The 25,996-nt window shown below is 62.3% G+C and carries 20 protein-coding genes; 7 read left to right on the top strand and 13 right to left on the bottom strand.

Features of this window, described 5'->3' with window-relative positions:
• Positions 1–15: 15 nt before the first annotated feature.
• From PLD_RS22530 to PLD_RS22490, 9 genes are all read right to left on the bottom strand, one after another.
• Positions 16–1,668 (bottom strand): ShlB/FhaC/HecB family hemolysin secretion/activation protein, encoded by a 1,653-nt coding sequence (locus tag PLD_RS22530; RefSeq protein WP_159898192.1) that lies wholly within the window; start codon positions 1,666–1,668, stop codon positions 16–18.
• 85 nt (positions 1,669–1,753) lie between these two features.
• Positions 1,754–2,506, bottom strand: a complete 753-nt coding sequence (locus tag PLD_RS22525; protein WP_256674721.1) for a fimbria/pilus periplasmic chaperone — start codon at positions 2,504–2,506, stop codon at positions 1,754–1,756.
• The gene (locus PLD_RS22520) at positions 2,503–5,205 is read right to left on the bottom strand and encodes a fimbria/pilus outer membrane usher protein (RefSeq protein WP_306110131.1); all 2,703 of its coding nucleotides are present in this window, start codon (positions 5,203–5,205) and stop codon (positions 2,503–2,505) included. Before PLD_RS22520 ends, PLD_RS22525 begins: the two co-directional genes overlap by 4 nt.
• Before the next feature lie 66 nt (positions 5,206–5,271).
• Entirely contained in the window at positions 5,272–6,027 is a 756-nt protein-coding gene (locus PLD_RS22515) for a molecular chaperone (protein WP_159896659.1), read from the bottom strand.
• 28 nt (positions 6,028–6,055) lie between these two features.
• Positions 6,056–6,637: a fimbrial protein gene (locus tag PLD_RS22510; RefSeq protein ID WP_159896657.1), complete on the bottom strand. Its 582-nt coding sequence runs from the start codon at positions 6,635–6,637 to the stop codon at positions 6,056–6,058.
• A 543-nt stretch (positions 6,638–7,180) separates the two neighbouring features.
• The gene (locus PLD_RS22505; protein WP_159896655.1) at positions 7,181–8,530 is read right to left on the bottom strand and encodes an MFS transporter; all 1,350 of its coding nucleotides are present in this window, start codon (positions 8,528–8,530) and stop codon (positions 7,181–7,183) included.
• A 79-nt stretch (positions 8,531–8,609) separates the two neighbouring features.
• Positions 8,610–9,542 (bottom strand): 3-keto-5-aminohexanoate cleavage protein, encoded by a 933-nt coding sequence (locus PLD_RS22500; RefSeq protein WP_159896653.1) that lies wholly within the window; start codon positions 9,540–9,542, stop codon positions 8,610–8,612.
• Between the two features lie 99 nt (positions 9,543–9,641).
• Positions 9,642–10,430, bottom strand: a complete 789-nt coding sequence (locus PLD_RS22495; RefSeq protein ID WP_159896651.1) for an SDR family oxidoreductase — start codon at positions 10,428–10,430, stop codon at positions 9,642–9,644.
• Positions 10,427–11,143, bottom strand: coding sequence for a GntR family transcriptional regulator (locus PLD_RS22490; RefSeq protein ID WP_159896649.1), 717 nt, complete (start codon positions 11,141–11,143; stop codon positions 10,427–10,429). The genes PLD_RS22495 and PLD_RS22490 overlap by 4 nt, the downstream gene beginning before the upstream one ends.
• A 309-nt stretch (positions 11,144–11,452) precedes the next feature.
• Here PLD_RS22490 and PLD_RS22485 point away from each other — a divergent pair, with 309 nt between their 5' ends.
• The 5 genes from PLD_RS22485 (at position 11,453) to PLD_RS22465 (ending at position 18,632) form a co-directional block, all read left to right on the top strand.
• Positions 11,453–13,573: a 3-hydroxyacyl-CoA dehydrogenase NAD-binding domain-containing protein gene (locus PLD_RS22485; RefSeq protein ID WP_159896647.1), complete on the top strand. Its 2,121-nt coding sequence runs from the start codon at positions 11,453–11,455 to the stop codon at positions 13,571–13,573.
• A 16-nt stretch (positions 13,574–13,589) separates the two neighbouring features.
• Entirely contained in the window at positions 13,590–14,774 is a 1,185-nt protein-coding gene (locus tag PLD_RS22480; protein WP_159896645.1) for an acetyl-CoA C-acyltransferase, read from the top strand.
• Between the two features lie 10 nt (positions 14,775–14,784).
• Positions 14,785–15,972, top strand: coding sequence for an acyl-CoA dehydrogenase family protein (locus tag PLD_RS22475; RefSeq protein ID WP_159896643.1), 1,188 nt, complete (start codon positions 14,785–14,787; stop codon positions 15,970–15,972).
• A 10-nt stretch (positions 15,973–15,982) separates the two neighbouring features.
• Positions 15,983–17,125 (top strand): acyl-CoA dehydrogenase family protein, encoded by a 1,143-nt coding sequence (locus PLD_RS22470; RefSeq protein ID WP_159896641.1) that lies wholly within the window; start codon positions 15,983–15,985, stop codon positions 17,123–17,125.
• Between the two features lie 253 nt (positions 17,126–17,378).
• Positions 17,379–18,632 (top strand): OprD family porin, encoded by a 1,254-nt coding sequence (locus PLD_RS22465; protein ID WP_159896639.1) that lies wholly within the window; start codon positions 17,379–17,381, stop codon positions 18,630–18,632.
• Positions 18,633–18,705: 73 nt separating this feature from the next.
• Here PLD_RS22465 and PLD_RS22460 read toward each other — a convergent pair whose 3' ends face one another.
• The 3 genes from PLD_RS22460 to PLD_RS22450 are packed head-to-tail and all read right to left on the bottom strand — an operon-like array spanning position 18,706 to position 22,811.
• Positions 18,706–19,674: a nitronate monooxygenase family protein gene (locus PLD_RS22460; RefSeq protein ID WP_159896637.1), complete on the bottom strand. Its 969-nt coding sequence runs from the start codon at positions 19,672–19,674 to the stop codon at positions 18,706–18,708.
• Between the two features lie 31 nt (positions 19,675–19,705).
• The gene (locus tag PLD_RS22455) at positions 19,706–21,061 is read right to left on the bottom strand and encodes an MFS transporter (RefSeq protein WP_159896635.1); all 1,356 of its coding nucleotides are present in this window, start codon (positions 21,059–21,061) and stop codon (positions 19,706–19,708) included.
• 43 nt (positions 21,062–21,104) lie between these two features.
• The gene (locus tag PLD_RS22450) at positions 21,105–22,811 is read right to left on the bottom strand and encodes a long-chain fatty acid--CoA ligase (RefSeq protein ID WP_159896633.1); all 1,707 of its coding nucleotides are present in this window, start codon (positions 22,809–22,811) and stop codon (positions 21,105–21,107) included.
• A 327-nt stretch (positions 22,812–23,138) separates the two neighbouring features.
• Here PLD_RS22450 and PLD_RS22445 point away from each other — a divergent pair, with 327 nt between their 5' ends.
• Entirely contained in the window at positions 23,139–23,570 is a 432-nt protein-coding gene (locus tag PLD_RS22445; RefSeq protein WP_159896631.1) for a PaaI family thioesterase, read from the top strand.
• Between the two features lie 196 nt (positions 23,571–23,766).
• On the top strand, positions 23,767–24,555 hold the full coding sequence (locus PLD_RS22440) for an IclR family transcriptional regulator (protein ID WP_159896629.1): 789 nt from the start codon (positions 23,767–23,769) through the stop codon (positions 24,553–24,555).
• A gap of 68 nt (positions 24,556–24,623) precedes the next feature.
• On the opposite strand, the gene PLD_RS22435 is transcribed toward PLD_RS22440, so the two are convergent.
• Positions 24,624–25,907 carry a nitrite reductase gene (locus tag PLD_RS22435; protein ID WP_159896627.1) on the bottom strand — a complete coding sequence of 428 codons (1,284 nt, stop codon included), beginning with the start codon at positions 25,905–25,907 and terminating at the stop codon, positions 24,624–24,626.
• Positions 25,908–25,996: the final 89 nt, after the last annotated feature.

The following is a 25,996-nucleotide window of genomic DNA, read 5'->3' as shown; positions in this document are numbered from 1 at the left end:
AGCACACGCAGGCCTTCAGAAAAACTGTGTCGCGCTCACCCAAATCCGTGGGGTGCGCTCGGGACCGTCCCCGGCCTGCTGGTTATCCAGCGGCCAGGCACTGGTCAGGTTGAGTTGCCGCTGGTCGCCGCTCCAGCGAGCCCCCAACCCCGCCGATTGCAGGCGCTGGGTATTGATTTCGTTCGTCCAGGGCAGGCGGTTGACCTGCACGTAGCCCTTGTCGGCAAACAAGCTGAGCTGCCAGCCGGGGGCCAGGGCGTAGCTCAGCTCAAGACCGGCCTGCCAGCCCTGGTCGCCGATACCGGCGCTCAGGGGATAGGCGCGCACGCCATAGGGGCCGCCAAGCCCCATCTTTTCCGAGCTGTCGAGGTTGGCCGAGGTCCACTGGGCATTGACTTGGGCATAGAGCTGGAAGCGGCCGCCCAGGCGCTGCAAGCGCGCAACCTGCAGGTTGGTCTTGGCGAAGCCGCCGCCGGTGGCGGCGGTATAGCGATCAAGGCGCTGCTCAAAGGCATCATCGAAGGTCAGGCGGCCCGAGCCGTAGGACAGGCTGAACTGGTTGTAGCCACCGCCGAGAAAACGGTCCTGACGGTTGCCGCCCAGGCTCAAGGTCCACAACTCGATGTGCTTGCGCTTGCTCAGTTCAAACAGGTCGATGTCGTCGCGCAGTTGCTTGTTCTCGTACTGCAGTTGCGCACTCAGATCAAAAGTCCGCCCCCGCAGGATCGGCTGGGCGAGGAAGACACTCTGGACACTGGCCTGGCCGTTCATCTCCAGCTTCTTCACGCGTTTTCTGTTGAGCTCGTAGCTCATGTGCGAATAGGCCGCACCGACCCGGGTCGACCAGGGCCCCACGGGCAGTTGATAGGCGCCGCGCCAGTAGCGCTGGTCACGATCGCTACCCAGCAGGCGCAGGTTGAGCTGATCCCCCAGGCCCAGAGGGTTGTTGAGGTTGAAGCTGCTCCCCAGACGGAACTCGCCGGTGTGGTAGCCGCCGAAGTTGTCGGCTTCCAGGCTGCCACTGACCCAGGGACCGGGCTGTGCCTCCACCAGCAGGTCGCTAGTGCCGGGGACCTGCCCTGCACGTAACGTGCCCTTGACCTGGACCCCGGGCAGATCGTTGAGCAGCAGCAGGCTGCGTTCAAGGTCCGCGCTGTTGACCGCCGCGCCACTGTCCAGGGCGGCCAGCGGCCCACGGAGCACGCCGTCCCGGGCACGGGACTGGTTGCTCAGCTCGACCCGGCCATAGCGACCTTCCATGACCTCGATGCGCACCACACCGCCATCGACTTCCTGGGCCGGCAAGAAGGCCCGTGCCAGCAGATAGCCCTGTTGCTGGTAATGGGCGGTGATGCGCTGCGCTGCGTCACGCAAACCGCCCAGGTCCAGTTCTTGACCGCGCAAATCGTCCAGCAGCGGCTGCAGGTCCTGATCGCCCAACACCTGATTGCCCTCGATGACGAAGGCCTTGACCTGCAAGCGCAGCCCCGAAGTGTCCGGGGCTGGCGTCGAACGCTCGGCCTTGGGCACATCCAGCTGCACCTCATCGGAGGGCGGCGGCAGCGCTGGCTGGGTGGCTTCGATATCCCGTATGGCCTGTCCGGCGCTGGGCACCTGAACCCGCATCTGGGCCTGCGCCAGCACGGGCAGCAACAGCGCCAGCAACATCACCGGTCGCAGCGCCGACGGAACTCGCAACCGCTCCGCATCTCGCTCTTTGCATCCACCGGCCGGCAGCCCGGCTGCCGCACCACTACAGGTGTACTTGCACACTTCCACTCAGCGTCTCCCCGCTGTCTAAAACCACTTGGTATCGAATTTCTGCCGCGCCGCCGCTCAAGACCGGCGCGGCGGGCAAAGGCAAGCGCGCCGAGCCGAACGGCTCGACGGTGATGCCCTGCACAGTCATGGGGGGGTACTGATCGCCCACATCCAGCCGAGCCAGGGATACGTAGTACGGCGTCGGATTGCTCACGCTGAGCGTCGCAGCACCTCCCGCCTGAGCGGTCGCTTGCAGGCTCCAGCCCAGCTGTCGCGCCGCCTCGTCGGCGCGACCCGGCAGGCCCTTAGGGCGATACAGCAGCTTCATGCGCAGGCGATAGCTCAGGCTCAGTTGATTGCTGCTCAGAGGCCGCAAGGCAGGCACTTCCAGAAAGTTGAGCCAGAACAGCGACTCGCGATCGGCAGGCAGCGGCTCGCCGCTATGACGCAGCGACAAGACAGCGCTCTGCTGCGGATCAAGCCGCGAAAGCGGGGGCGAAAGCACAAATGGCACCGCCAGCCGGCTCGGATCGACCGAGGCATCGCCCTTGTCCAGCCAGGTCTGCAGCAGCAGCGGCGCCGTCCCGAGATTGCCAACCCGGATGCTCAAGGCCGCCAGCCCCTGGGGATAGATGAAGCGCGTACCGACAATCGACAGGTCGGCCCGGGCGCCCTGACTGAACAACAGCAGCGCCGTCCCCAGCAGGCACACGCAACGCACCACACGAGCAAGGCGCCCACTCAAGATGCAGGCTCCGCGGTGATGACGCTGCGCTGCGACACGCCACGACACGGCAGCTCAAGCAGGAGCGAATCGTTGCCCGGTTGCGCCGCAGCCACCGGCAACACATAGTCGATCAGGCACTGCTCGCCGGGTCCTTCGCCCCACTGCACACGGATGCGCCCCCGGTCCTTCTCGCTGCGCAGCACCAGGCGACTGCCCTGCCCCACCGCCCCCAGCTCCTCGCCACTGTCGGCGTCCAGGGCACTGGCGGCAAAGGGCAGCGGCGCGCCATCGGCCTGCCGGCTGTCGATCAGAAACGCCCGCGCCCTGCGGGTCGGGTAGGACAGCCTGACCACGACCCCCGCCTTGGGCGCGACATTGCGTGAACTGACCTGCAGCTCGACATCGTCGGCCATGCCGCTGGGGTCCAGGTCCACGGTATTGAGCTGATAGGGCGAAAGACTCGGCAGCACCGCATAGCCGTGCCCGTCCACCTGCACATCGGCATAACCGACACTGGCGCCCCTGGCATGGGGGGCATGGACCAGGGCTGCGGTTTCACTCAGGGTCTGGGACAGGGTCAGGCCCCCGGAATGCAGGAGCAGGCCGCCGGAGGCGCCCAAAGACTGGGCCCGGTAGTCACGCCCCTGGGACAGGCTCGAACTCAGGGACACCTGCGGCAGCATGTAGCTCAGATTGGCATTGGTCGAGGTTTCCCGCGGCAGTGCATCATGAGACACCGACACGCCATAGGAGGCAGCCTCACGCTCGCCCAGCGAGCCGGAAATGCCAGTGGAGTAGTGGGCACCGGAATTCTGGTCGTGACTGATGAAGGCATCGGCCATGGTGGAACGCCCCGCGACGCCCCCCAGGGGCAACGACAAGCTGAGGCTCCACAAAGTGTTCTCGCTGCGAGTGCGACGACCCGAGAACTGACTCGCCCCCTGGGTGCGCTGGACGCTGAAGGCATAGCTGAGGCGGCGCCACTGGTGGTTGTAGCCCATGGAGTAGTTGCGGGCCTGACCGCGACTGTTCCAGTAGTTGAGGGAGGAGCCGTTGAGGTAAAAGTCACCGCCGATGCCGTCCACCCGCTGGTTGATCGTCACATCCAAGCGATCGCGGACCCGGGCGAAGTCTTCGAATCGCGCCCCTCGGTTGACGAAGTCCTCCAGGTCGATGGCGTCCCTCAGGCTCAGGTAGCCCCGAGTGGAATAGCGATAAGCCAGCAACGAGAATTGGGTGCCGCTGTCATGCAGGTTCTTGCTGTAGGAAAGACGCAAGCTGGAGCCCTGCAGGCTGCCGTTGCGCGGCACCTGGGTGCGGGACTGGGTCAGGTCGAGGCCGAAGCCGCCGAACTCGGTGTTCAGCGCCGCGCCGATCAGACCGGCCATATAGCTGCCGGTGAGCGAGGCACCGGCATAACCGGTGATCTGGTTGTCCAGGCCGCGCTGCAGGGTGCCCTGGGCCACATACTGGTGCAGGCCACGCCCCCCGGCCCTGATCACCTGACCGCCAGTCAGGCTGTAGCGGGTGACGCCGGGACGCAGGTGACGGGCCATGGTGGCAAAGGGCACGGTAAAACGCTGGGTCCGGCCATCGGCCTCGGTGACCGTAACCTCCAAGTCACCGCCAAAGCTTGCGGCCTGCAGGTCGGCAATCTCGAAGGGGCCAGGGGCGACGGTGGTTTCATACACCAGGTAACCACGCTGCTGCACCGTGACCTTGGCGCTGGTATTGGCCGTACCGCGCACCACCGGGGCGAAATAACGCTGGGTAGTGGGCAGCATGCGTTCATCGCTGAACAACTTGAGCCCGCGAAACGACACCGAATCAAACAGCTCGGAATCGGTCACGCTCTCCCCCACCAGCAGTTGCGAACGCCAGTCGGTCAGGTCGGTCTGGCCATAGATATAGCCCCGCTGATAGTCGCTGCCGCTGTCAGGCGACCAGGACAAGGTGCCGCTGTGGCGCAGGCGCAGGTTTCCCAGGTTCAAGCCCATGTTCAGCCCGGCATAACCGTTGGTACTGCGCTGGCCACGGCTCTGGGAGCTGAACAGGTTGGTGCTGTAGTTGAGCCGGGCAGCGTTGATGCCTGAGTCCCAACTGGCCGGATCGACATAACTGGATGCGACTTCAGGCAGCACGAACAACTGTGGCACGGAGAGCTCCAACTGCTGCTCGGCCATGTTGACCTTGGTGGTCACATGGGGGATGTAACTGGCAAGGTCCCCGCAGAACAGGCCATCGCCCTGCAGCGGATGACTGGCAGGCGCCAGCGCGGCATCGACTTTGTGCAGATCGATGCCCAGTTGCTTGAGCAACTCGCGGTCGTAGCAGGGCTGACTGCCCTGAGGGTCAGCGCTTTCGCGCAGTTCGATCTCGATCAGCCCGCGCCAGGCGCCACTGACCCGTACATCCAGCAGGTACTTGCCCGGCGCCACATATCCCGGGCGCTCGAAGCGCTGGGTGTCGATGAGGGTTCCCGGCCCCTTGAACAACATCTGGGTATCGAAGAACACCGGGCTGTTCTGAGGCGCGTCGCTGGACAACTCCGATACCGCGGCTTGATCAGCGGTGGTCGGCTCGGCAGCCACAGGAGCCGCCAGCCCCAGCAGCCCGGCAAACACTGATAGTGCTCGTAAAAACAGGGTCGAACCATCGCCAGAACAGACTCGCGCGAGCACAGGAAAACCCAGCCAGAAGGGCTGCACACTGAACATAATCGATACCAATGTACTCAGCGTCCAACAACCAGGACCAAGAGCGGAGTTGAATTAACAGGACAACTAGAGAAGGTTCTTTTCAAGCGGCACCCGGCCACCGAAGTCATTGACCACTTCAAAGCGCACAGCGGCATTGCGTGGCGCTCTTTCAGCGCTTGCCGGCCAGGCGAAGGACTCCCGACCAAAAGGCCCGACCATCCCGGCCCCCAGGTCGACGGTGCGTCCTTGCACTTGCACCTCGACCTTGCTGAAAGACAGGTAATAAGGCGTTGGATTGGACACCTGGATGACCGGACCTGCGGCCTGGTCTTTGGCCACTCCCGCGGGCTCAAACTTCCAACTGAGTTTTTCCACCGCCGAGTTGACATTGCCCTTCAAGTCAGCAGGACGAAAGAACAACTTAATCCGGTGCCTGAAAGTAAAGGCCAATCGGTTTTCGTCCTGTTTTTGTTGTGGCGGAACTTCCAGAATGTTCAACCAGTACAGTGACTCACGATCAGCGGGCAACGGTTCTTTCGAATAACCAATACGCAGCACCGCCGCGGCACTGGGCTCCAGACGGCTGAGTGCCGGAGTCAGTTGAAAGGGCACTTTCATTTCTTCAGGCGCCTTACTGGCATCACCATCATCAATCCAGGCCTGAACCAATATCGGCATATTGCCTGGATTATTCATTCTCAGTGTCACATCACGGGCATTCGCCGGATAAACCACACGGGTGCCATGAATGACTATTTCCGCATTGACTGCCGAAGAGAACAAACTCAGAAAGAGGGCGCCGATAACGAACGTTTTAAACACATGCGCTTTCGGCGCCATGAGCAACTCCTTATATAACTGACAAACGTCAGTTGTACGTCACATCGAAGTTGATATTGGAGTCGGCACGACCTTCAACGATCGTGTCGCTGACCGCCACATAGGAGGCCTTGAACTTCAACACGGCCTTATTGCCCACAACTTCGGCAACCTGCTGATTGTTGTTTTCCGACAGGTCAATTTTCCCCGGCGTGGCGCCGTTGTTGTGAATCTGGATCTGCACGCCCGACGCCGAACCGGAGCCGCTATCGATCAGGCGCAGGTTACCGGTGGCGTTATCGATGAAGCCGTCTTTGTGGAAGCTAACGGCGGCTTTGGAGCCGTCGGTGCAGCCGCCGCCACTAAGGTTGATGTTGAATTCCTTGAACTCGGAAGCCGTGCCGACGCCGCCGGCGAAAACCGAAGGCAGAACGTTGCCGAACCTGACGGTGCCGGTGTTGACTCCGGATTCGTTGGCATCGACCTGAACCTTACAACTAACGCTGGAGATCAGGCCTTCGAACTTCACGTTACCGGAGTTGACACCGGTCTCTGCGTAGCTCAATGCCGGAGTCAGTGCCGCAAGCAGCAACCCGGAGGCCGCCATGGATGCAAAAGATTTAAGTTTCATCTGATTCCCTATTATTAAAAACCGTCTAAGAGCACAGCATTCAAAACAACATCGTCCTCCCGAGACGTACAGCCTTGCTGAACTTCGAGCCAACGAAACATGAGTTGAACACCACAACAACCTCGATCAACTGCTCTCGCCCGCAACAAAATGCATCTCGACAACAGGCATCTGCATTCCATCCAGAGCGGTCATTACGATACCGATCGCCCTCTTCTTTTAGAACAACGACCAGTCTTCATGTAACGAGGAGTACTCCCTAAATGAACAAGATTTTTCTTGTCAACTTGCACCATTCAAAAAACCACTAAACAGATTAAAAACATTCGATATATAAGACACTTCTTATATATAGCCCCGCACTGCAAACACGTGATAAACGGTAGAGAGTCAGTGCTGTAACCAGCTGTTCAATTGACTGCCGGCCGGTTCCGGACCCAAGTACTGTGCAAGCCGCGAACATCCGCCCAACGAAAAACGCCCGGTGCATTGCACCGGGCGTTTGGCCAGAGTTCTCGACACCGCAGCCTGCACTGCAAGCGTTCACAAGCCGCTTGAACGCCCCGCAACAGGCTGCGCAACAGCGGCCATGGGGCGCTCCGGACGCTGATCCTCCTGACCCTGACGCAAGCGCAAGGCCGCCAGCGCCGCCACCAGCAGCACCAGGGCAATGGCTTTGAGGCCGTTCATGGCATCGCCGGTGCTCATCTCGATCGCCCCCATGACCGAGGGGCCGACAAAACCGCCCAACAGTCCGCAGCAATTGACAAAACCCAAGCCTCCCGCCAGGGCCGCACCTTTGAGCCGTGACGCCGGGTACAGGAAGATGATCGACTGCACCACAAAGAACATCAGCGCCGCCACGCAGAACCCCAGCAGGCTGAACACCGGCCCGGAAAAGGCCGCGATCAACAGCCCGGCCGCCATCGTCAGCAAGCCGCAGACCAGCAGACGCCGCGCCCGCTGCGCGCTGCTGGCCAGCCGCGGCAGGCTGATCGCCCCCAGCGCCGCGGCGATCCACGGCAGGGAGGTCAGCAGGCCGACGCTCATCAGGCTCAGGCTGCCGTACTTGCCGATGATGCTGGGGAGGAAAAAGATCACGGTGTAGACGGTGATCTGGTGGCAGAAGTAGACAAAGATCGCCAGCAGGATTTGCGGCGTAAAGCACTGCCGGAACGAATGCCCGCCCTGCCCGGCCCCCTCATCGGCTTCGTCGGCCAGGCGCTGCTCGATGTCCCGAGCCTCCTCGACGCTCAACCAGGGCGCGTGGCTTGGACGGTCCGGCAGGCGCCGCCAGACCACCCAGGCGAAGAACACCGCCGGCAGCCCTTCGAGCAGGAACATCCACTGCCAGCCATGCCAGCCCAACAGGCCATCCATCTTCATCAACGCGGCACCCAGCGGACCGCCGATGATATTGGCCAGGCACACCCCCAGCAGGAAATAGCCGGTAGCCCGGGCCCGTTGCCGGCGGTCGAACCAGTAGGTCAGGTACAGCATGACCCCGGGAAACAGGCCGGCTTCGGCGATCCCCAGCAGCAGGCGCAGCACATAGAAGGAGGTTTCGCCCTGGACGAAGGCCATGGCGGCGGAAATCAGCCCCCAGGTGACCATGATCCGGGCAATCCAGAAGCGCGCGCCGACCTTGTGCATGATCAGGTTGCTGGGCACCTCGGACAGCGCATAGGTGAGGAAGAACAACCCGGCACCCAGGCCATAGGCGGCGGCGGAAATACCCAGGTCCACATCCAGTTGGTGCTTGGCCAGGGCGATGTTGGTGCGGTCGAGAAAGCTCAGGACATAGGCCGCGATCAACAGCGGCATGAGCTTGAGAAACATCAGGCGGGTCAGCTGTTGCGGGTCCCGGGGCGCTGCTGTGGTTGCAGTGTTCATGGGGCATATCCCTTTGTAGTTGTTATGCGGGATCGTCAGCGGACCTGGAGCCAGGGCCGCTGACACGGACCTTCAAGGGTCAGAACGCGACGTGCTCACGCCCCTTGAGCCCGAGCAGGGCCCGGGCTTCATCCGGGGTCGCCACACGGCCGCCCAAGGCTTCGATGACCGTGCGAATGCGCCGCACCTGATCAGCGTTGCTGGCCGCCAGTTTGCCAGGGCCATCCCACAGCGAGTCCTCCAGGCCGACCCGGGCATGGCTGCCCATGGCCAGGCCCATGGTGGCCAGGGAAATCTGGTGGCGCCCGGCGCCAAGGATCGACCAGTGATAGGCGTCGCCAAACAGCCGGTCGGCGGTGCGGCGCATGTGCGCCAGGTCCTCGGGGTGTCCACCGATGCCACCCCGCAGGCCGAACACCGACTGGATGAACAGCGGTGCCTTGAGCAGGCCGCGCTCCAGGAAATGCGCCGCGGTATACAGGTGGCCGATGTCGTAGCACTCGATCTCGAAGCGGGTGCGATTTTCGGCACAGGCGCTGAGGATATGGGCGATATCGCGGAAGGTATTGCGAAAGATCCGGTCGTCGCTCTCCTCCAGGTACGGCCGCTCCCAGTCGTGCTTGAACTCGGTGAAGCGGTTGAGCATTTCGTACAGACCGAAGTTCATCGAGCCCATGTTCAACGAGGCCAGCTCCGGCTTGAATTCCAGCACCGGCTGCAGGCGCTCCTCAACGCCCATGGTGGGGGCGCCACCGGTGGTGAGGTTGATGACCACGTCGCAGGCCCCCTTGATCTGCGGCAGGAAGCGCCGGAACAGCTCGGGGTCCTGGCTCGGCCGCCCGTCCTCCGGGTCGCGGGCATGCAGGTGCACGATGGCCGCACCGGCTTGGGCCGCAGCGATGGCCTCGGCGGCGATTTCTCCGGCGGTGATCGGCAGGTGCGGCGACATGGACGGGGTATGAATCGCCCCGGTGACCGCGCACGTGATGATGACAGGCGTTTTTTCAGACATGACGGTACTCCGACTTTTATTCTTGATGAAAAAAATCCCTGGGTGTCGCTGATGGAATTCACCGCTGACGACCTTCAGCGGTGCGGAGCGCGGACGCGGCTAGAGGTACTCGACGTTGCCGTCGACGCTGATCGCCTGGCCGGTGATGTTGCGCGCTGCGGGCGAGCAGAGAAACAGCGCCATGGCCGCCACGTCCTCGGCGCTGACCATGCGCCTGAGGGAGATCTTGTTCAGGTACTCCTGGCGCATTTCGGCCACCGGCACCCCGGTCTGTTCGGCCCGGGCCTGAATCACCGCGTCCATGCGCGGCCCCTGGACGATCCCCGGCAACAACGCATTGACCCGGATATCGCTGGCCCCAAGCTCGGCCGCCAGAGACTTCATCAGCCCGACAATGGCCCACTTGGTGGCCGCATACGGCGTACGCCAGGCATATCCCAGGCGTCCAGCGACTGAGGCGATGTGCAGCAAATGGGCGTTGTCCGAGGTCTTGAGCAACGGCACTGCGTGGTGGGCAAAGCGGTATTGCGCGGTCAGGTTGATGTCGATGGTGCGCTGCCAGTCGGCATCGCTGACAGCATCGATACCGGCCGTGGGCCCGGCAATGCCGGCGTTGTTGACCAGCACATCAAGCCCGCCGAAGCGCTCCACCTGAAGCTCGAACAGCGCGTGGATCTGTGCCGGATCACCAACATCGGTGCGGGTCGCCAGCGCCTGGGGGTAGCGATCCCGAAACGCCGCCAGGGCCGCCTCACTGACATCGCAGACATGCACCTGGGCGCCAGCTTCGAGATAAGCCCTCGCCAGCACTTCGCCAATGCCTGCCGCACCACCGGAAATCATCACCCGCAAGCCTGGATAAGGCTGTAACCGCTGCAAGATACTCATGCCCGACCTCCTTTGACCGCCGCCGCTCCAGGCTTCTTGGCCAACAGCCGCCCCAGGGAGTCCGCCGCTTGCATGATGTCGTCGGTGACGGCCGCTCGCACTCCCGGCCCATCGCCGGCGTCCAGGGCCTCGACGATGCGATGGTGGGCCTCCATGGAGCGTTGCAGATGGGCCTGGTCCGGCGCCACCAGAGCGAAACAGGGCCCCATGTGCAGCCAGAAGTTCTCCACCGCGGCCATGGTCAGTTCGGCTCGGGCCACGGCATAAATACGCCGGTGAAAGGCAAAGTTGGTCCACAGATAACGGGACACATCCACCTCATCGGCAGCCTTTTGCATCTGCCGACAGAGATCGGTGATCTCCTGCATATCGGTCTTTTGCAGATGCTGCAGGGCCTTTTCCGCCAGTAGCCCCTCCAGGGCCACCCGCGCATCACGAATCTCTCGCAGCCGCTCCAGCGTCATTATCCGCACCCGCAGGCGGGAAGTTTCCGTGACTTCAAAGGCATTTTCCGCACTCAGGCGCTGCAGGGCCTCGCGCACGGGCATGGGGCTGGACCCCAGGGCTTCGGCCAGGCCACGAATGGTCAACTTCTGGCCGGGCTGAAAGCGCCCACTCATCAAGGCTTCGCGAATCTGCCGGTACACCTGCTCTTGCAAGGTATCGCGAGAAACCTGACGCAACGTGGGAAGGGAAATTGGACCTTCAGACATGGGATCTACCTGTGTTGTGATTCTTGTGCCCGACAATATGTGATCACAAATCAAATATGTCAAACAGCAGGTCTTGATCCAATCCCTGTCATGCAGATCCATTTACAGAAAAACAATCTATTTATTCCGCACTGCGAAACACTATTCTGCATTGACCTAAATATTCATTGATGACAGGATTATTTTCACCAAACGATTCAAATTGTGGAATCAAACGGCAGGTGACTGGGGTGTTGTTCTGCTGGTCACCGCCAAATCCATGCTGCGCCTATCGACCTCACACTGCCCTTGACCCAGGAGACCGTTGCAATGAGTCGTGAAACAGCCCTGCCCCCCGTCGAGTCCGCGCTGCACGAAAATATCCTGGTGCTGACTCTCAACAACCCGCCGGTCAACGCCCTCAGCGTTGAGGTACGGTGTGCATTGCTGGCCGCCATCGATAGCGCCGCCGACAACCCGGCGGTCGAGGCTCTATTGCTGGTGGGCGCTGAACGGCACTTCTGTGGCGGCGCCGACATCCGCGAATTCGGCCAAACACCCCAGCCCCCGGCGCTGCCGGATGTGGTCAAGCGCATAGAAGACAGCGCCAAACCGGTGGTGGCGGCGATCCAGGGCGTGGCGCTAGGCGGAGGCCTGGAAATTGCTCTGGCGGCTCATTATCGCGTAGCTCTCAGCGGCGCTCGGCTCGGTTTGCCGGAGGTACTGCTGGGTCTGCTGCCGGGGGCTGGAGGTACCCAGCGACTGCCGCGTCTGATCGGTGCCCAGGCCGCGCTGGAACTGATGCTCAGCGGCCGTCAGTTGAATGCCGAAGAGGCGCTGAAGCTGGGGCTGGTGGACCACGTGGGAGAGGCTGACCAAGCCTTGATCGCAGGCTTGGCCTATAGCCGCCAGCTACTGGCCAAGGGTGGCGGCGTGCGACGCACCCGAGACGCCCAGGCGTTGAGCGAGCAGGAGACCCAACGTGCGGCAATCGAGGCCGCGCGCCAGCAGGTAGCCCAAAAATCCCGCGGGCTACTGTCGCCGCAGCACATCATCCAGGCCGTGGAAACCGCCCTAGATCATGCTTTCGAAGACGGTCTGCGCGAAGAACGCCGACTGTTTCTGGAGTGCCTCGACAGCCCACAACGGACCGGCCTGGTGCATGCGTTCTTCGCTGAACGGGAAGTGCTCAAGGCCCCCGAAACCCGCGCTGCAATGCCCCGTCCCCTTGACCAAGTGGGCGTGGTGGGCGGCGGTACCATGGGCGCCGGCATCGCCGTGGCCGCACTCGACGCGGGCCTGCTCGTGACCCTGATCGAGCGCGACCAGCCGGCCCTCGCCCGCGGCTGCGAGAACATCGAGAAGGTCTACGATGCGCTGATCAGCAAAGGTCGCCTGAGCGCGGCGGAAAAAAACGCGACCCTGGAACGCTTGAGCGCCAGCACCGACTACCAGACGCTGGATCAGGCCGATCTGGTGATCGAAGCGGTATTCGAGGACATGGCGGCCAAACAGGCGGTGTTCGCTGAACTGGACCGCGTCTGCAAGGCTGGCGCGGTGCTGGCCAGTAACACTTCCTACCTGGACATCAATCTGATTGCCGACAGCCTCTCGCGTCCCTCCGATGTGATCGGGCTGCATTTCTTCTCCCCGGCCAACATCATGAAACTGCTGGAAATCGTGGTCCCGGACAAAGTCGCTCCAGAGGTGGTGGCCACAGCCTTCGCGCTGGCCAAGAAACTGCGCAAGGTGCCGGTACGCGCCGGGGTCTGCGACGGCTTTATCGGCAACCGGATCCTTGCGGTTTATCGCCAGGCGGCGGACCACATGATGGAAGACGGCGCCTCGCCTTATCAGATCGACCAGGCCTTGCGCGATTTCGGCTTCCCCATGGGGCCCTTCCAGGTGGCGGACCTGGCCGGTGGCGACATCGGCTGGGCGACCCGCCAGCGCAAGGCCGCCACCCGTGATCCCCGGGCCCGCTATGTACAGATCGCCGACCGTCTCTGCGAGCGCGGCTGGTTCGGGCAGAAAACCGGTCGCGGCTACTACCTCTATGCCCAGGGCCCGCGCAGCGCCAGTCAGGACCCGGAAGTCCTGGCCATCATCGATACCGAGCGGGCCCGGGCCGGCATCACACCCCGGGTCTTCAGCAACCCGGAGATCCTGCGGCGCTACATGGCGGCCATGATCAACGAGGGCGCCAACGTGGTGCATGAAGGCATCGCCCTGCGCCCTCTGGACGTGGACATCACGTTCATCCATGGCTACGGCTTCCCCCGGCATCGCGGGGGGCCGCTCAAGTACGCCGACCAGTACGGCCTGCCCCAGGTCCTGGCGGATATCCGCGAATTCGCCGAAGAAGACCCGCTGTTCTGGACCGCCTCGCCCTTGCTGGTGCAGCTGGTAGAGCGCGGCGAGAACTTCGACAGCCTCAACCACAGCCACTGACCCAGGAGCCCGTCCCATGCGCGAAGCCGTTATTGTCTCCACTGCACGCACGCCTCTGACCAAGGCCCATCGCGGCGAATTCAACATCACCCCCGGCCCCACCCTCGCCGCCTTCGCGGTGCGCGCCGCGGTCGAGCGGGCCGCCATCGATCCGGGGCTGATCGAAGATGCCATCCTCGGCTGCGGCTACGGCGAAGGCACCACCGGGCGCAACGTCGCGCGCCTGGCAGTGGTCCGTGCCGGCTTGCCTATCAGCATCGCCGGCACCACGGTCAACCGCTTTTGCGCCTCCGGGCTGCAGGCCATTGCCATGGCGGCGGGACGCATCGTGGTGGACGGTGCCCCAGCGATCATCGCCGGCGGCGTGGAAAGCATTTCCCTGATCCGCGGACGCGGCGCCAGTGACGACCCGGACCTTGACCCCTGGCTGCTGCAGCACAAGCCGCAACTGTTCCTGCCAATGATTGAAACCGCCGACATCGTTGCCGCGCGCTACGGCATCAGCCGCGAAGCCCAGGACCACTTCTCGGTGTTGAGCCAGCACAAGACCGAAGCGGCACAACACGCCGGACGCTACTGCGAGGAAATTGTCCCCTGTACCACCACCATGGCCGTCACCGACAAGCACAGCGGAGTCGTCAGCCAGCATCAGGTCACCGTCGACGCCGACACCTGCAATCGCCCCGGCACCACCTACGAAGCCCTGGCCAAACTACAACCCGTACAAGGTCCGGATCGCTTCATCAGCGCCGGCAACGCCTCGCAGTTGTCCGACGGCGCCTCGGCCTGCGTGCTAATGGAGGCCCGGGACGCAGCGCGGGCCAACCTGCAACCTTTGGGGGTGTTTCGCGGTATGGCGGTGGCCGGCTGCGAACCCGACGAGATGGGCATCGGCCCGGTGTTCGCCGTGCCCAAACTGCTGGCCCGGCACGGTCTCAAGGTCGATGACATCGGGCTTTGGGAACTCAACGAAGCCTTCGCCTCGCAAGCCCTCTACTGCCAGCAACGGCTGGGCATCGCCGACGAGTGCCTGAACGTCAATGGCGGGGCCATTGCTCTGGGCCACCCGTTCGGTATGACCGGTGCGCGTCTGGCCGGACATGTGTTGCTTGAAGGCCGGCGCCGTGGCGTGAAGTACGCCGTGGTCAGTATGTGCATCGCCGGCGGCATGGGCGCCGCCGCGTTGTTCGAAATCTATTGAGGACGTCGTCATGGACCTGAGTTTCACAGAACAAGAAGCGGCCTTTCGCGACCAGGTGCGAGGCTTTCTCGCCGAACGCCTGCCCACTGGCCTGAGCGACAAGGTGGCCGCCGGCGAGCGCCTGTCCAAGGCTGACATGGAGCAATGGCATGCGATCCTCAACGCTCAGGGCTGGCTGGCTAACCACTGGCCGGAGGCGTTTGGCGGACCGGGCTGGAGCGCCGTGGAAAAGTTCATCTTCGAACTGGAGTGCGGCCTGGCCAACGCACCACGCATCGTGCCGTTCGGGGTCAATATGCTGGGTCCGGTGCTGATCAAGTACGGCACCGCGCAGCAGCAAGACTATTGGCTGCCGCGGATTCTCGATGGCCGTCATTGGTGGTGCCAGGGCTATTCGGAGCCTGGTGCCGGCTCGGACCTGGCGGCGGTGAAAACCACGGCGGTGCGCGACGGCGATCACTATGTGGTCAATGGCCAGAAAACCTGGACCACCCTCGGGCAGCACGCCAACATGATTTTTTGCCTGGTGCGCACCGACCGCGAAGCCAAGCCCCAGGAGGGCATCAGCTTCCTGCTGATCGACATGACCAGCCCGGGGGTCGAGGTGCGGCCGATCATCACGCTGGAAGGCGATCACGAAATCAACGAGGTGTTCTTCACCGACGTACGAGTGCCGCTGGCCAACCGGGTGGGCGAGGAAAACAAGGGCTGGACCTGCGCCAAATACCTGCTGACCTACGAGCGCACCAACATCGCCGGGGTCGGCTTGTCGATGGCTGCCTTGCAGCGCCTCAAGCACGTGGCGGCACAGCGCAGCCGCAACGGTCGACCGCTGCTTGAAGACCCGGAATTCGCCGCTCGCCTGGCCCGGGTCGAGATCGATCTGGAAAACATGAAAACCACCAACCTGCGGGTCATTGCGGCCGTGGCCGGCGGTGGCGCTCCCGGCGCGCAAAGCTCGATGCTGAAGATCTGTGGTACGGAAATCCGCCAGGAACTGACCGCGCTGCTACGCCGTGCCATGGGGCCCGCGGCCCGGGTCATGCAGGCCGAAGACGCTAGCGAAACGCTGGACCTGGGCCCGGGCTTTGACCGCCAAGCGGCGGCGCAATACTTCAACAATCGCAAGCTGTCGATCTTCGGCGGCTCCAATGAAATCCAGAAGAACATCATCTCGAAAATGATTCTCGGGCTTTGAGGGCGCGCACATGAACTTCGAACACAGCGCAGAACGGCGCATGCTCGCCGACAGCTTGAACCGCTTTATTGCACAGCAGTACAACCTGGAAAAACGCCAGCAGAGCCTGCAGTCCGGCCAAGGGTTCGATCCCGAAATCTGGCGCCAACTGGCGGAGCTGGGAGTGATCGGCGCGCTATTCAGCGAAGCCGACGGTGGCTTCGGCGGCGCAGGCTTCGACCTGATCCTGGTTTTCGAGGCCATGGGCCGCGGGCTACTGGTGGAGCCCTTGCTGGGTAGTGCGGTCCTGGCTGGCAGCGCCATTGCCAGCGCCGGTGATGCGGCACACAGAGCACAGCTGGCGAGCATCATCGACGGCAACCTGATCGCCGCGCTGGCCCACGATGAACCCGACAGCCACTACGAACTCAATCGGGTCGCCTGCCGCGCCGAGGCGGACGGCGCCAGTTGGCGTCTCAACGGCATCAAGAGCCTGGTGCTGCACGGTGAACAGGCCGGGTTACTGGTGGTTTCGGCGCGTACCGCCGGAGCCCTCGACGACAGCCGGGGCATCTCCATGTTTCTGGTACCAACGGACACCCCGGGCCTGGCCGTTCAGGGCTACGCTACCGTCGACGGCGGCCCCGTCGCCCAGGTCCGCCTGAACAACGTAATACTGCCGGGCCACGCGTTGCTGGGCACCTTGCACCAGGGCCACGCCATTCTCGAGCAGGCCATCGGTCGTGGCGTGTTGGCGCTGTGCGCGGAGGCCTTGGGCGCCATGGAGACAGCGAAGCTGGCCACCCTGGACTACCTGCGCACCCGTCAGCAGTTTGGCCGGCCGATCGGCAGTTTCCAGGCGTTGCAGCATCGAATGGCGGTGCTGTTGCTGGAGATCGAACAAGCACGCTCCTCGGTGATCAACGCCGCCGCGGCCCTGGACGCCGATCGCCTGACCCGCGAACGGGCGCTGTCGGCGGCCAAGGTCAGCATTGGCCGCATTGGCACCCTGGTGGCGCAGGAGAGCATCCAGCTACATGGCGGAATCGGCATGACCTGGGAACTGCCCCTGGCCCACTTCGCCAAGCGGCTGGTGATGATCGACCACCAACTGGGGGATGAGGATCATCACTTGCAACGCTACATTGCTCTCGGCACAGCACCGAGCCCATGAACCCGGGCAACGGTGGCGCCCTAACCACGCCTTGATGGCCGAGGGGGCATCGCCGTCCTTGGTCATAGCGCAGCGGACCCCGTCACGCTGCGCTAATTACCCGCCCCACTGAGTCCCTGCCCTGCTTGGTTGTTTAACGTCCCCGCCCAACCGCGGGCTCAAGATAGCTGCGGCCTGATTATTCCAAGAGCGACCAGCAACCGACTCAGCCGGCATTTTCCTCACTATAAAAACAACAAGACCGGTGAACACCATGCGTCCGATATCCAACCCGTCTCTGCCCCTGACCAGCCTGGTGGGTGGCTGCGTATTGCCACTGCTGTGCCAGGCACAACTGATCGAAGACAGCCAACTGAGCCTGAGCGCACGCAACTTCTACATGAACCGTGACTTCCACGGCGACCGGCCGCCACAGAGCAAGGCGGAAGAATGGGGCCAGGGATTTATCCTGCGTTACCAGTCCGGCTTTTCCGAGGGCACTGTCGGCCTGGGAGTCGACGGGATCGGTTTACAGGGCATCAAGCTGGACTCCGGCGGCGGTACAACCCATACCGGGGTGCTGCTGGCCGACCGCAACGGCGATGTGGCCGACCAATATGGCTTTTTCGGTGCAACGGCCAAGGCCCGGATCGCCAAAAGTGTCGTGAGCATTGGCACCCATGAACCCTTGTTGCCCGTGGCGTTTCGCAACGACACCCGCCTGTTGCCGCAGACCTTCAACGGCATGCAATGGGTGTCCAACGACATCAAGGATCTCAGCCTGACCCTGGGTCAGTTCGACCGCGTGCGTCAGCGTAACTCAACGGACTATGAACCTCTGCAGATGTTCGCCATGGCCCGCAACGGCAAGCAGGTGACCGGCCACACCGACAGTGCTCACTTGCGTTACGGCGGCGCCAGCTACAGCCTGCGGCCCGAGCTCAAGGTCAGCTATTTTTATGCTCAGCTCCAGGACAACTACCGTCAGCACTACGGCAACCTGACCCACAACGCGGCACTGGGCCAAGACCTGTCGCTGAAATCAGAGGTGCGTTATTTCCAAAGCTCTGGGCTGGGCCGGGCCGAGGTCGACAACCGCAACCTGGGGCTCATGCAAACCCTGACTTATCGTAGCCACGCCCTGAGCTTGGTCTATCAAAATCAGAGCGGACGCAGTGGCATGCCGTTTATCAGCGGCAGCGATCCGTATGGTTTCAATACCTCGACCTACAAGCACTTTGTGCATGCCGGGGAGGACTCCTGGCAACTGCGCTACCGTTATGATTTCGCCGCCCAGGGCCTGCCCGGCTTGAGTCTGATGAGCCGCTATGTACGCAGTAACGAATTCACCATCGGCCAGCGACAAGGCCACGAGCGGGAGCTGGACACCGACATTGCCTATGTGATTCAGCGCGGCCCGTTGAAGGATCTCGGCCTGCGCTGGCGTAACGTGGTGTATCGCGCCAACTATGCGGCGGACGTGGACGAAAACCGCTTGATCCTCGAATACACCGTCAAACTTTGGTAGCCCTGAGCGCTCCCGCGAAACGCCACTGCCGGCATCCGCCGGCAGCTCGTGCAACCTGTTGCCATAACGCCACCTATGCGATGGTGGTACGCAGCTCCCGACACGCGTGCTGGTATTCCCGGGCCAGGCGCGCCACCCGTGCTTCGACGGACGGCACCGTGTCCAACACCCCGATGCCCTGACCACAGCCCCAGATTTCCTTCCAGGCTTTGGGCTTCTTGCGCTGCGCTGAAAAATCCATCTGGGACGGGTCACCACTGGGCAGATCATCCGGGTCCAGACCGGCGGCGCTCAGCGACGGCTTCAGGTAGTTGCCATGCACCCCGGTGATCAGGTTGGTATAGACGATATCCTCCGCGCCCGACTGGCGAATCATCTCTTTGTAGCCCGGCACTGCATTGGCTTCCTCGGTGGCGATAAAGGCTGAACCTACGTAGGCCAAGTCCGCCCCCAGGGCCTGGGCCGCGAGAATCGAACGCCCCGATGCAATGGCCCCGGAAAGCAACAACGGGCCGTCGAACCATTGGCGGATTTCCTGAACCAAGGCGAATGGCGACTGGGTGCCGGCGTGCCCTCCCGCACCGGCCGCCACTGCGATCAGACCATCGGCCCCCTTGTCGATGGCCTTGCGTGCAAAACGGTTGTTGATCACATCGTGCAACACCATGCCGCCGTAGCTGTGCACGACCTGATTGATCTCTGGCCGTGCGCCCAGGGAAGTGATGATGATCGGCACCTTGTGCTGAACACAGACCGCCATGTCCCGCTCCAGGCGATCATTGGAGCGATGGACAATCTGGTTCACCGCAAAGGGTGCCGCCGGGCGCTCCGGGTGCCGCCGATCATGCTCGGCCAAGGCCTGCGTGATGTGCTCGATCCACTCCGACAAACACTCGGTGGGCCGGGCATTCAAGGCCGGGAACGAGCCGACGATGCCGGCTTTGCACTGAGCAATCACCAGCTCTGGGGTGGAAATGATGAACAACGGCGCAGCCATCACCGGCAAGCGCAAACGCTGGGTCAGCATCTCGGGCAAACTCATGCTCTAGCTCCTGCGCGATTAGCCACCCACTTCATGATTCGGCCATGGCCGTCAGGGTCTTGGCCGCCTTGACGGTGCGGGCGGTGATCAGCACCAGCAGCCCGGCCGACAGGTACATCACAATCCCCAGGTACATGCTCGACACGTGCCCGCCGGTATGACTGTTGATCACCCCGTTGAGCCAGGGCGTCACGGCCGGGCCGAGGTTGCCCAGGCTGCTGATGAAAGCGATGCCTCCAGCAGTGGCCGCCACCGACAAGTATTCACTGACCAGGGCGAAGAAGATCGGCGTCGCAGCTTTGATCCCCACGTAGGCAAGCCCAAGGGCCGCCACCGACAGCAGCAGATGGCCGTTCAACAAGGTGGCAATCGCCAAGCCGGACACCGCAACACCCATGCAGCCGACAAAATGCCAACGCCGCTCGCGATGCTTGTCGGAGTGCAGGCCGATCAGCACCGTACCGATGATCCCGACGATGTTGGGGATTGTGGTCATCAACCCCACGTGCAACAGGTCCTTGCTGCCCCAGCCCTGAATCAGGGTCGGCATCCAGAACACCAGCATGTAAGTGGCCCCCAGGAACATGAAATAGGCCATGGACAGCAGGTAGACCTTGGGGTCGCGAAACATTTGCGCCAGGCTGTCCTGAGACTTGTTGCGGGCGTTTTTCAGATCACGGACCATGTCCTCGTTAAGCAGGCGCTTTTCCCCGGCATTGAGCCACTTGGCCTGCTCCGGACTGTCCTGCAAATAGAGGTAGGCCACCAGCCCCAAGACACAAGCCGGCAAGCCCTGAATCACGAACATCCATTGCCAGCCGCTGTAGCCGGCCACTCCATTGAGGTACTTGAGAATACCGCCCGAAAGCGGGCCGGCAATGAGCCCGGCAACGGCTGCTGCGGTCATGAAGATAGCGATCACCTGGCCCCGGCGCGGCGCCGGAAACCAGTAGGTGAAATACAGGATCACTCCTGGGAAGAACCCCGCTTCGAACGCCCCCAGCAGAAAACGCAAGGTGTAGAACTGCCAAGGCGTCGCAACGAACATCATGGCCGCAGCCACCAGCCCCCAGCAGAACATGATGCGCAGCAAGGTCTTACGCACACCGCTGCGCTTGAGCATGAGATTACTCGGCAACTCGAACAGAAAATAACCAATGAAGAAGATCCCCGCGCCTAGACCATAGACGGCGTCACCAAAAGGCAGGGTCTGTTTCATTTGTAATTGCGCGTAGCCAATGTTGACCCGATCGAGGAAAGCGATCATGTAGCAAAACATCAACAGCGGCAGCAGGCGCCAGCGGATCTTCGTGTACAGCGAGTCGAGCTGCGGGGCCAGGTCGGATGAAGCGTGCGGATCTTGGACCGTTATTATTTTTGTAGTCATTGTCGTCTCCGGCGGCGTCGGTGGTTACGGCATCAGGAAATCGCTATCGAGTGTTACTGGCCTCGCGGTCTTGCAGCACGCGCCACATGACCTTTCCGGAACCGGATTTGGGCAGGCTGTCGACGAACTCCAGCACCCGCGGCACCTTGTAGGCCGCCATGTGCTTGCGCGACCAATCGATAATCTGCTGTGAACTGGTGCGCCCCTGCGCTTCGCTGCGCAACACCACCAGGGCTTTGACGGTTTCTCCGCGGTAGGCATCATGAGCCGCGATAACGCACGCCTCGTGCACGGCCGGGTGCTTGAACAACAGCGCCTCCACTTCCGCCGGCCAGACCTTGAAGCCACTGCTGTTGATCATCCGTTTGAGGCGATCGGTGAGAAAGAAGTAACCCTCTGAATCCATATGGCCGAGGTCGCCGGTACGTAGAAAACGTTTACCTTCGAATTCAACGAAGGCAGCGGCGGTGGCCTCAGGATTGCGCCAGTAGCCTTTGAACAGCATCGGCCCGAAGGTGATGATTTCCCCTACCTGACCAGGCGCCAGCTCCTGCAAGGTCTGTGGGTCGACCACCCGTGAATCGACCCCAAAGAAAGGCATGCCCAGGCATTGCAGCTTAGGCCGCTCAGGAGGGTTGCCATGGCTGGCAGCAGCGGTTTCCGTAAGGCCGTAGCCTTCAAGAAAGGTCAAGCCGAATTCCTGTCGCAGGCGCTCCGCCACCGCCTCGGGCATCGCCGCCCCGCCACCGTTGATATGCACCAGGCTGGACAGCTCGAAATCCTTGTAGTTGGGGCTGGCGAACAGGTCGATGACCATGGTCGGGATACAGGTCCAGTGAGTCACCCGATGACGGGAAATCAAGCGCCCGGCCAGTTCCCGGTCCCAGCGCGGCATGATCACCGTGGTCGTGCCATCGAACACCGCCCGCAGGACAAAACACACCAGACCGGTGATGTGGAAGAACGGCACCACCCCCAGCCCCACTGACTCGACAGTGGACTGCAGCCAACTGCCGCTGACCGCGTTGCTCATCAAGCTGCGATGGCTGTGCATGCAGCCCTTGGGATGACCGGTGGTACCCGAGGTGTATTGCAACAGGGCCAAATCATCGGGTTGGGCACTGTGCACAGCGGGGCGCAAGGCCTGACTGAGGGCATCGCTCCAGCGCAGATAGCCTTCAGGCAGCGGCGGCTCGCTGCGCAGCCAGACATCGGTTTCCCGGCTGGGGGCTTCCGCTGGGTGCATGTCCTGGGTTGCAGGCATGGCATCGCAATAGCGAGTCACCAGTACCGTGCGCACCTGCTGATCGGCTGCAAGTGCGGCATTCGCCACCTGGGCGAGCGGCGCCAGATCCGCCGCGCAAATCAGCACTCGCGCCTGGGCATCGCTGATCTGATAGCTCAATTCTTCGGCCTTGTTCATCGGGTTGACCGGCACCGCCACCGCATTCGCCCGCAAAATGGCGTAGAACGCCACGATGAATTGCGGGCAGTTCTGCAGGTACAGCGCCACCCGATCACCCGGAGCTACGTCCATGCTCTGTAACCAACCAGCCAGGGCCTCAGCCTGGACCTTCAGCGCGGAGAAACTGATCTCCCGACCGAAAAACCGGTAAGCCACCTTGTCCGGGTAACGTTGCGCGACCACCTCCAGGTTGAACCACAGCGAGGTGGCCGGCACCGTCAACGCATGGGGCAAGCGCTTGGGCCATGTGCGGTGATGGGGACGCTGAGTACCGGTAAGGGACATGGACACTCCTTCAAGCCCTGAATTGATCAAAGGGGATCACCACAAGCCGTGACAGTCGGCGCACAGACTCAATACCGAACCTGTTGGCAACTATCCGCGCTTGATCCTGCCCAGGCGACTCGTTAATTTCAAGCACATATATTCCGCTATGCGAAATATGATTTCATATTGACCCGTAGATTATTCGCTGACATTCTAATTTTCAACGCCAATTCAGCGCTGCGGAACACAATCAGAAAAATAGTCGCTTGCTTATGAACGGCACCTCTGCCCCGCGGTAGGGACCCGAAACAGACAACAGAAAACAAACAACCAGAGTTATCGCTTATGAGAGCTGTGCCTGAAGCGCCCATGCTGCAAGGTCTGTTCAGCGGATTTGCAGCCCAACTTGGCTTGAGCCTGCGGGAATACCAACAATCGCAAACCGTCATCGCAATCACGGTCGCCCCCCATCACCTGAACCAGGCCGGCAATCTGCACGGCGGCGTGATTGCTTCCATCGCCGACACCGCCATGGGCATGAGTGGCACCTGGCATTCAGACCCGGCGCAATGGCGGTTGGCGCTGACCCTGTCGCTGAACATCAACTATATGGCCTCAACCCCGCCGGACACGGAAGTGCGCGCCGTGGCCCGTACGCGAGGCGGCGGCGCCAAGATCTTCATGGCCAGCTGTGATCTACTGGACGCCGACGACCGCCTGTTGGCCAGCGCCGAAGGGGTGTTCAAACGCGGCCGCTTGCGTAATGACAGGCGCTGACACGGCTTATCCGTGCGCTGAACAGCTCGGGCACGCTCCGAGGGCACAGCCTTGTACGTCAGAGCGGAATTGAGTTTCGAGGAGGAATCGCAGATTTCAATTACACCGGTTCCGGGATAACATTTTTCCTTTTCCACGAACCTGCTGCGTAGTCAACCGGCCTCCTGACCGGCACCAGCCCTCACCGGAAGCCCCCATGCACGATCCCATCGACGCCCCGGAACAAGCCCCCAAAGACCGTAAATTCGTCGAATCCCTGGCCCGTGGCCTGGAAGTACTGCGAGCCTTTACCCACGGCCACGCCGTACGCGGCAATCAGGACATCGCGCGCATCACCGGCTTGCCCAAGCCCACGGTGTCGCGCCTGACCTACACCCTGACGCAACTGGGCTACCTCAAATACAACCAGGACCTGGAGAAATACCAACTGGACTCGGCAGTGCTCGCCCTGGGCTATGCCTACTCCGCCAGTCTGCGAGTGCGCCAGCTTGGCAAGCCATTCATGGACGAATTCTCGCGGCGCACCAACACCACCGTCAGCCTCACCTGCCGCGACCGCCTGTCGATGATTCACGTGGACAGCAGCCGGCCACCGGAAGTCGCCAGCCTGCGCATGGAACCCGGACTTCGACTGCCCCTGGCCACCAGCGCCGCCGGACGCGCCTACCTCGCCGCCACGCCGAAAATCGAGCGTGACCATCTGCTGCGGGAAGTGGCGAAAAAGGTAGGTGACGAATGGCCGAGCCTGGAACAGTCCCTGGAGGCCTCCTTCCGTGAATACGAAGCCTTCGGCTTCTGCTTATCGCTAGGAGAATGGGATCGCAACGTCAACGGCGCAGGCGTCCCTCTGCGCCTGGCCGACGGCAGCATCATGGCCCTGACCTGCGGCGCCCCGAGCTTCCAACTGTCCAGCGAAAAGCTCGAAAGTTCCCTGGCCCACCAGTTGGTGATGCTGGCCCGCGACCTGGAAAGCCTTGGCGTCTGATCACAGCAGCGCATCTGAACGACCGCTTGGGACGATTGCTTGCGCTTGTTAGTGGCGACTGCCCGCTCTCAACCTGAAAACCACTCCTGCGACGGAGCCTTCTCACTGCACAGCTCAGGACGCTCGCGGAGCACGATGCGTTGGATACGCCCACGATCGAAGAACGGCACCTCGGGACAATAGCGTTTTCCTGCTGAGGTCTGCGTTGGTTTCCAGGCGATCTCTTCCGTTCGCAAGAGGGTCGGTCGCTGACCGAGCGGAGCGGGCTTCCAGATATCGATATACGCACGTTGCAAGAATGTGTCGTCATAGATGTCGCAGGTTTTCGGATCAATCTGACGCAGTTTCAACCGTCCATCGGCAGCTTGCTCGACCCGCGACTTGAACTCGATGAAGCCGTTGCCGTAACTGGGGGTGATGTAACAAAGACGCCGCGTGGTGCCCTCCAGCACTGGCAGCACGTAGCTGCTCCGGGACTCGACTTCTTCGACGTCGCCTTGCTTCCAACGATAAGTTGATACGCCGTGCTCACAGCAACTGGCTCGCCAGTAGGTGTAGACGATCCGGTGAACCGGGTCGAACTCGGCCGAGCTGATGTCCTGCAAGCCGGCGGGGGCATCGACGAAGCGGTTCGTGTTCGTGTCATACAGCCAGGTCTGGTAGGGAATGTTAGGGCCGGCGGGGAGAAACTGCGCGAGGCGCAGGTCCGGCCAGCCATCGAAGTTCGCATCGACCAAGACGGGCATGAATATGCTGCAGGTTCCCTGGGACTCCGTTTCCAGGGTCTGGAACAATTCGCCGTTTTTATACAGATGGATAGCCGACACCCGAGGCGGCGTAGGACAACCCTCACCATCGTCCTCAGGCAGTGCGTCCGCGACCAGGCGTATCTCATAGGGGAAACGCGCCTGCAGCTCGTCCTGGGGCGGGATCGGGCGCAGGGCCAGCGCGAGCTTGCGCTGACCGTTGGGCGAAATCCAAGTGCCGGTGATGCCATCCTTCAGCGATTCGATCTGCCAGGTGCCCGTCATGGCGGCTCCATGACCGCTGTCTCGCTCAATCAGCTCAGCCCCTTGGCCCCGCATCCGCCCGAGCAACCCAAGCTGGCTGCGCGTTCGGGCTCTGCAGGGCTGATAGCAATAGCTGCCCGATAGGCCCTGCGCGATTCGGTTCAGAGATATTTCCACCTGGTTGCTGCCCAAGCTCCCAACCCAGGTACGACTCCAAACGGGAAACTCCACGGAACTGGCAGGCGCTTGCGCAGCGCTGACCCGCGTCGCCGCCAGCACGACCAACGCCAAGATGAACGCTAAGCCGTGAAGAAAACCACGGGAGCCGCGGATTGCACGCATACAACCTCCTTGTTTCGTCGGCGAGTTGAACGGCTCTGCCCCTTTGGCATAAACCGGACAAGAGCGGAATGGAGACACCGCTGCTTGTC

Origin of the sequence: Pseudomonas sp. LD120 (assembly GCF_009861525.1) — a bacterium.
Classification (GTDB): Bacteria; Pseudomonadota; Gammaproteobacteria; order Pseudomonadales; family Pseudomonadaceae; genus Aquipseudomonas.
Note: the sequence above shows the minus strand (reverse complement) of the source record. Positions and strands in the feature narration are given on the sequence as shown.

Excerpts from the sequence above, each read along its gene's own strand:
- PLD_RS22530 (WP_159898192.1), bottom strand. The coding sequence starts at position 1,668 with ATGTTGCTGGCGCTGTTGCTGCCCGTGCTGGCGCAGGCCCAGATGCGG.
- PLD_RS22520 (WP_306110131.1), bottom strand. The coding sequence starts at position 5,205 with ATGTTCAGTGTGCAGCCCTTCTGGCTGGGTTTTCCTGTGCTCGCGCGA.
- PLD_RS22515 (WP_159896659.1), bottom strand. The coding sequence starts at position 6,027 with ATGGCGCCGAAAGCGCATGTGTTTAAAACGTTCGTTATCGGCGCCCTC.
- PLD_RS22510 (WP_159896657.1), bottom strand. The coding sequence starts at position 6,637 with ATGAAACTTAAATCTTTTGCATCCATGGCGGCCTCCGGGTTGCTGCTT.
- PLD_RS22505 (WP_159896655.1), bottom strand. The coding sequence starts at position 8,530 with ATGAACACTGCAACCACAGCAGCGCCCCGGGACCCGCAACAGCTGACC.
- PLD_RS22500 (WP_159896653.1), bottom strand. The coding sequence starts at position 9,542 with ATGTCTGAAAAAACGCCTGTCATCATCACGTGCGCGGTCACCGGGGCG.
- PLD_RS22495 (WP_159896651.1), bottom strand. The coding sequence starts at position 10,430 with ATGAGTATCTTGCAGCGGTTACAGCCTTATCCAGGCTTGCGGGTGATG.
- PLD_RS22490 (WP_159896649.1), bottom strand. The coding sequence starts at position 11,143 with ATGTCTGAAGGTCCAATTTCCCTTCCCACGTTGCGTCAGGTTTCTCGC.
- PLD_RS22485 (WP_159896647.1), top strand. The coding sequence starts at position 11,453 with ATGAGTCGTGAAACAGCCCTGCCCCCCGTCGAGTCCGCGCTGCACGAA.
- PLD_RS22480 (WP_159896645.1), top strand. The coding sequence starts at position 13,590 with ATGCGCGAAGCCGTTATTGTCTCCACTGCACGCACGCCTCTGACCAAG.
- PLD_RS22475 (WP_159896643.1), top strand. The coding sequence starts at position 14,785 with ATGGACCTGAGTTTCACAGAACAAGAAGCGGCCTTTCGCGACCAGGTG.
- PLD_RS22470 (WP_159896641.1), top strand. The coding sequence starts at position 15,983 with ATGAACTTCGAACACAGCGCAGAACGGCGCATGCTCGCCGACAGCTTG.
- PLD_RS22465 (WP_159896639.1), top strand. The coding sequence starts at position 17,379 with ATGCGTCCGATATCCAACCCGTCTCTGCCCCTGACCAGCCTGGTGGGT.
- PLD_RS22460 (WP_159896637.1), bottom strand. The coding sequence starts at position 19,674 with ATGAGTTTGCCCGAGATGCTGACCCAGCGTTTGCGCTTGCCGGTGATG.
- PLD_RS22455 (WP_159896635.1), bottom strand. The coding sequence starts at position 21,061 with ATGACTACAAAAATAATAACGGTCCAAGATCCGCACGCTTCATCCGAC.
- PLD_RS22450 (WP_159896633.1), bottom strand. The coding sequence starts at position 22,811 with ATGTCCCTTACCGGTACTCAGCGTCCCCATCACCGCACATGGCCCAAG.
- PLD_RS22445 (WP_159896631.1), top strand. The coding sequence starts at position 23,139 with ATGAGAGCTGTGCCTGAAGCGCCCATGCTGCAAGGTCTGTTCAGCGGA.
- PLD_RS22440 (WP_159896629.1), top strand. The coding sequence starts at position 23,767 with ATGCACGATCCCATCGACGCCCCGGAACAAGCCCCCAAAGACCGTAAA.
- PLD_RS22435 (WP_159896627.1), bottom strand. The coding sequence starts at position 25,907 with ATGCGTGCAATCCGCGGCTCCCGTGGTTTTCTTCACGGCTTAGCGTTC.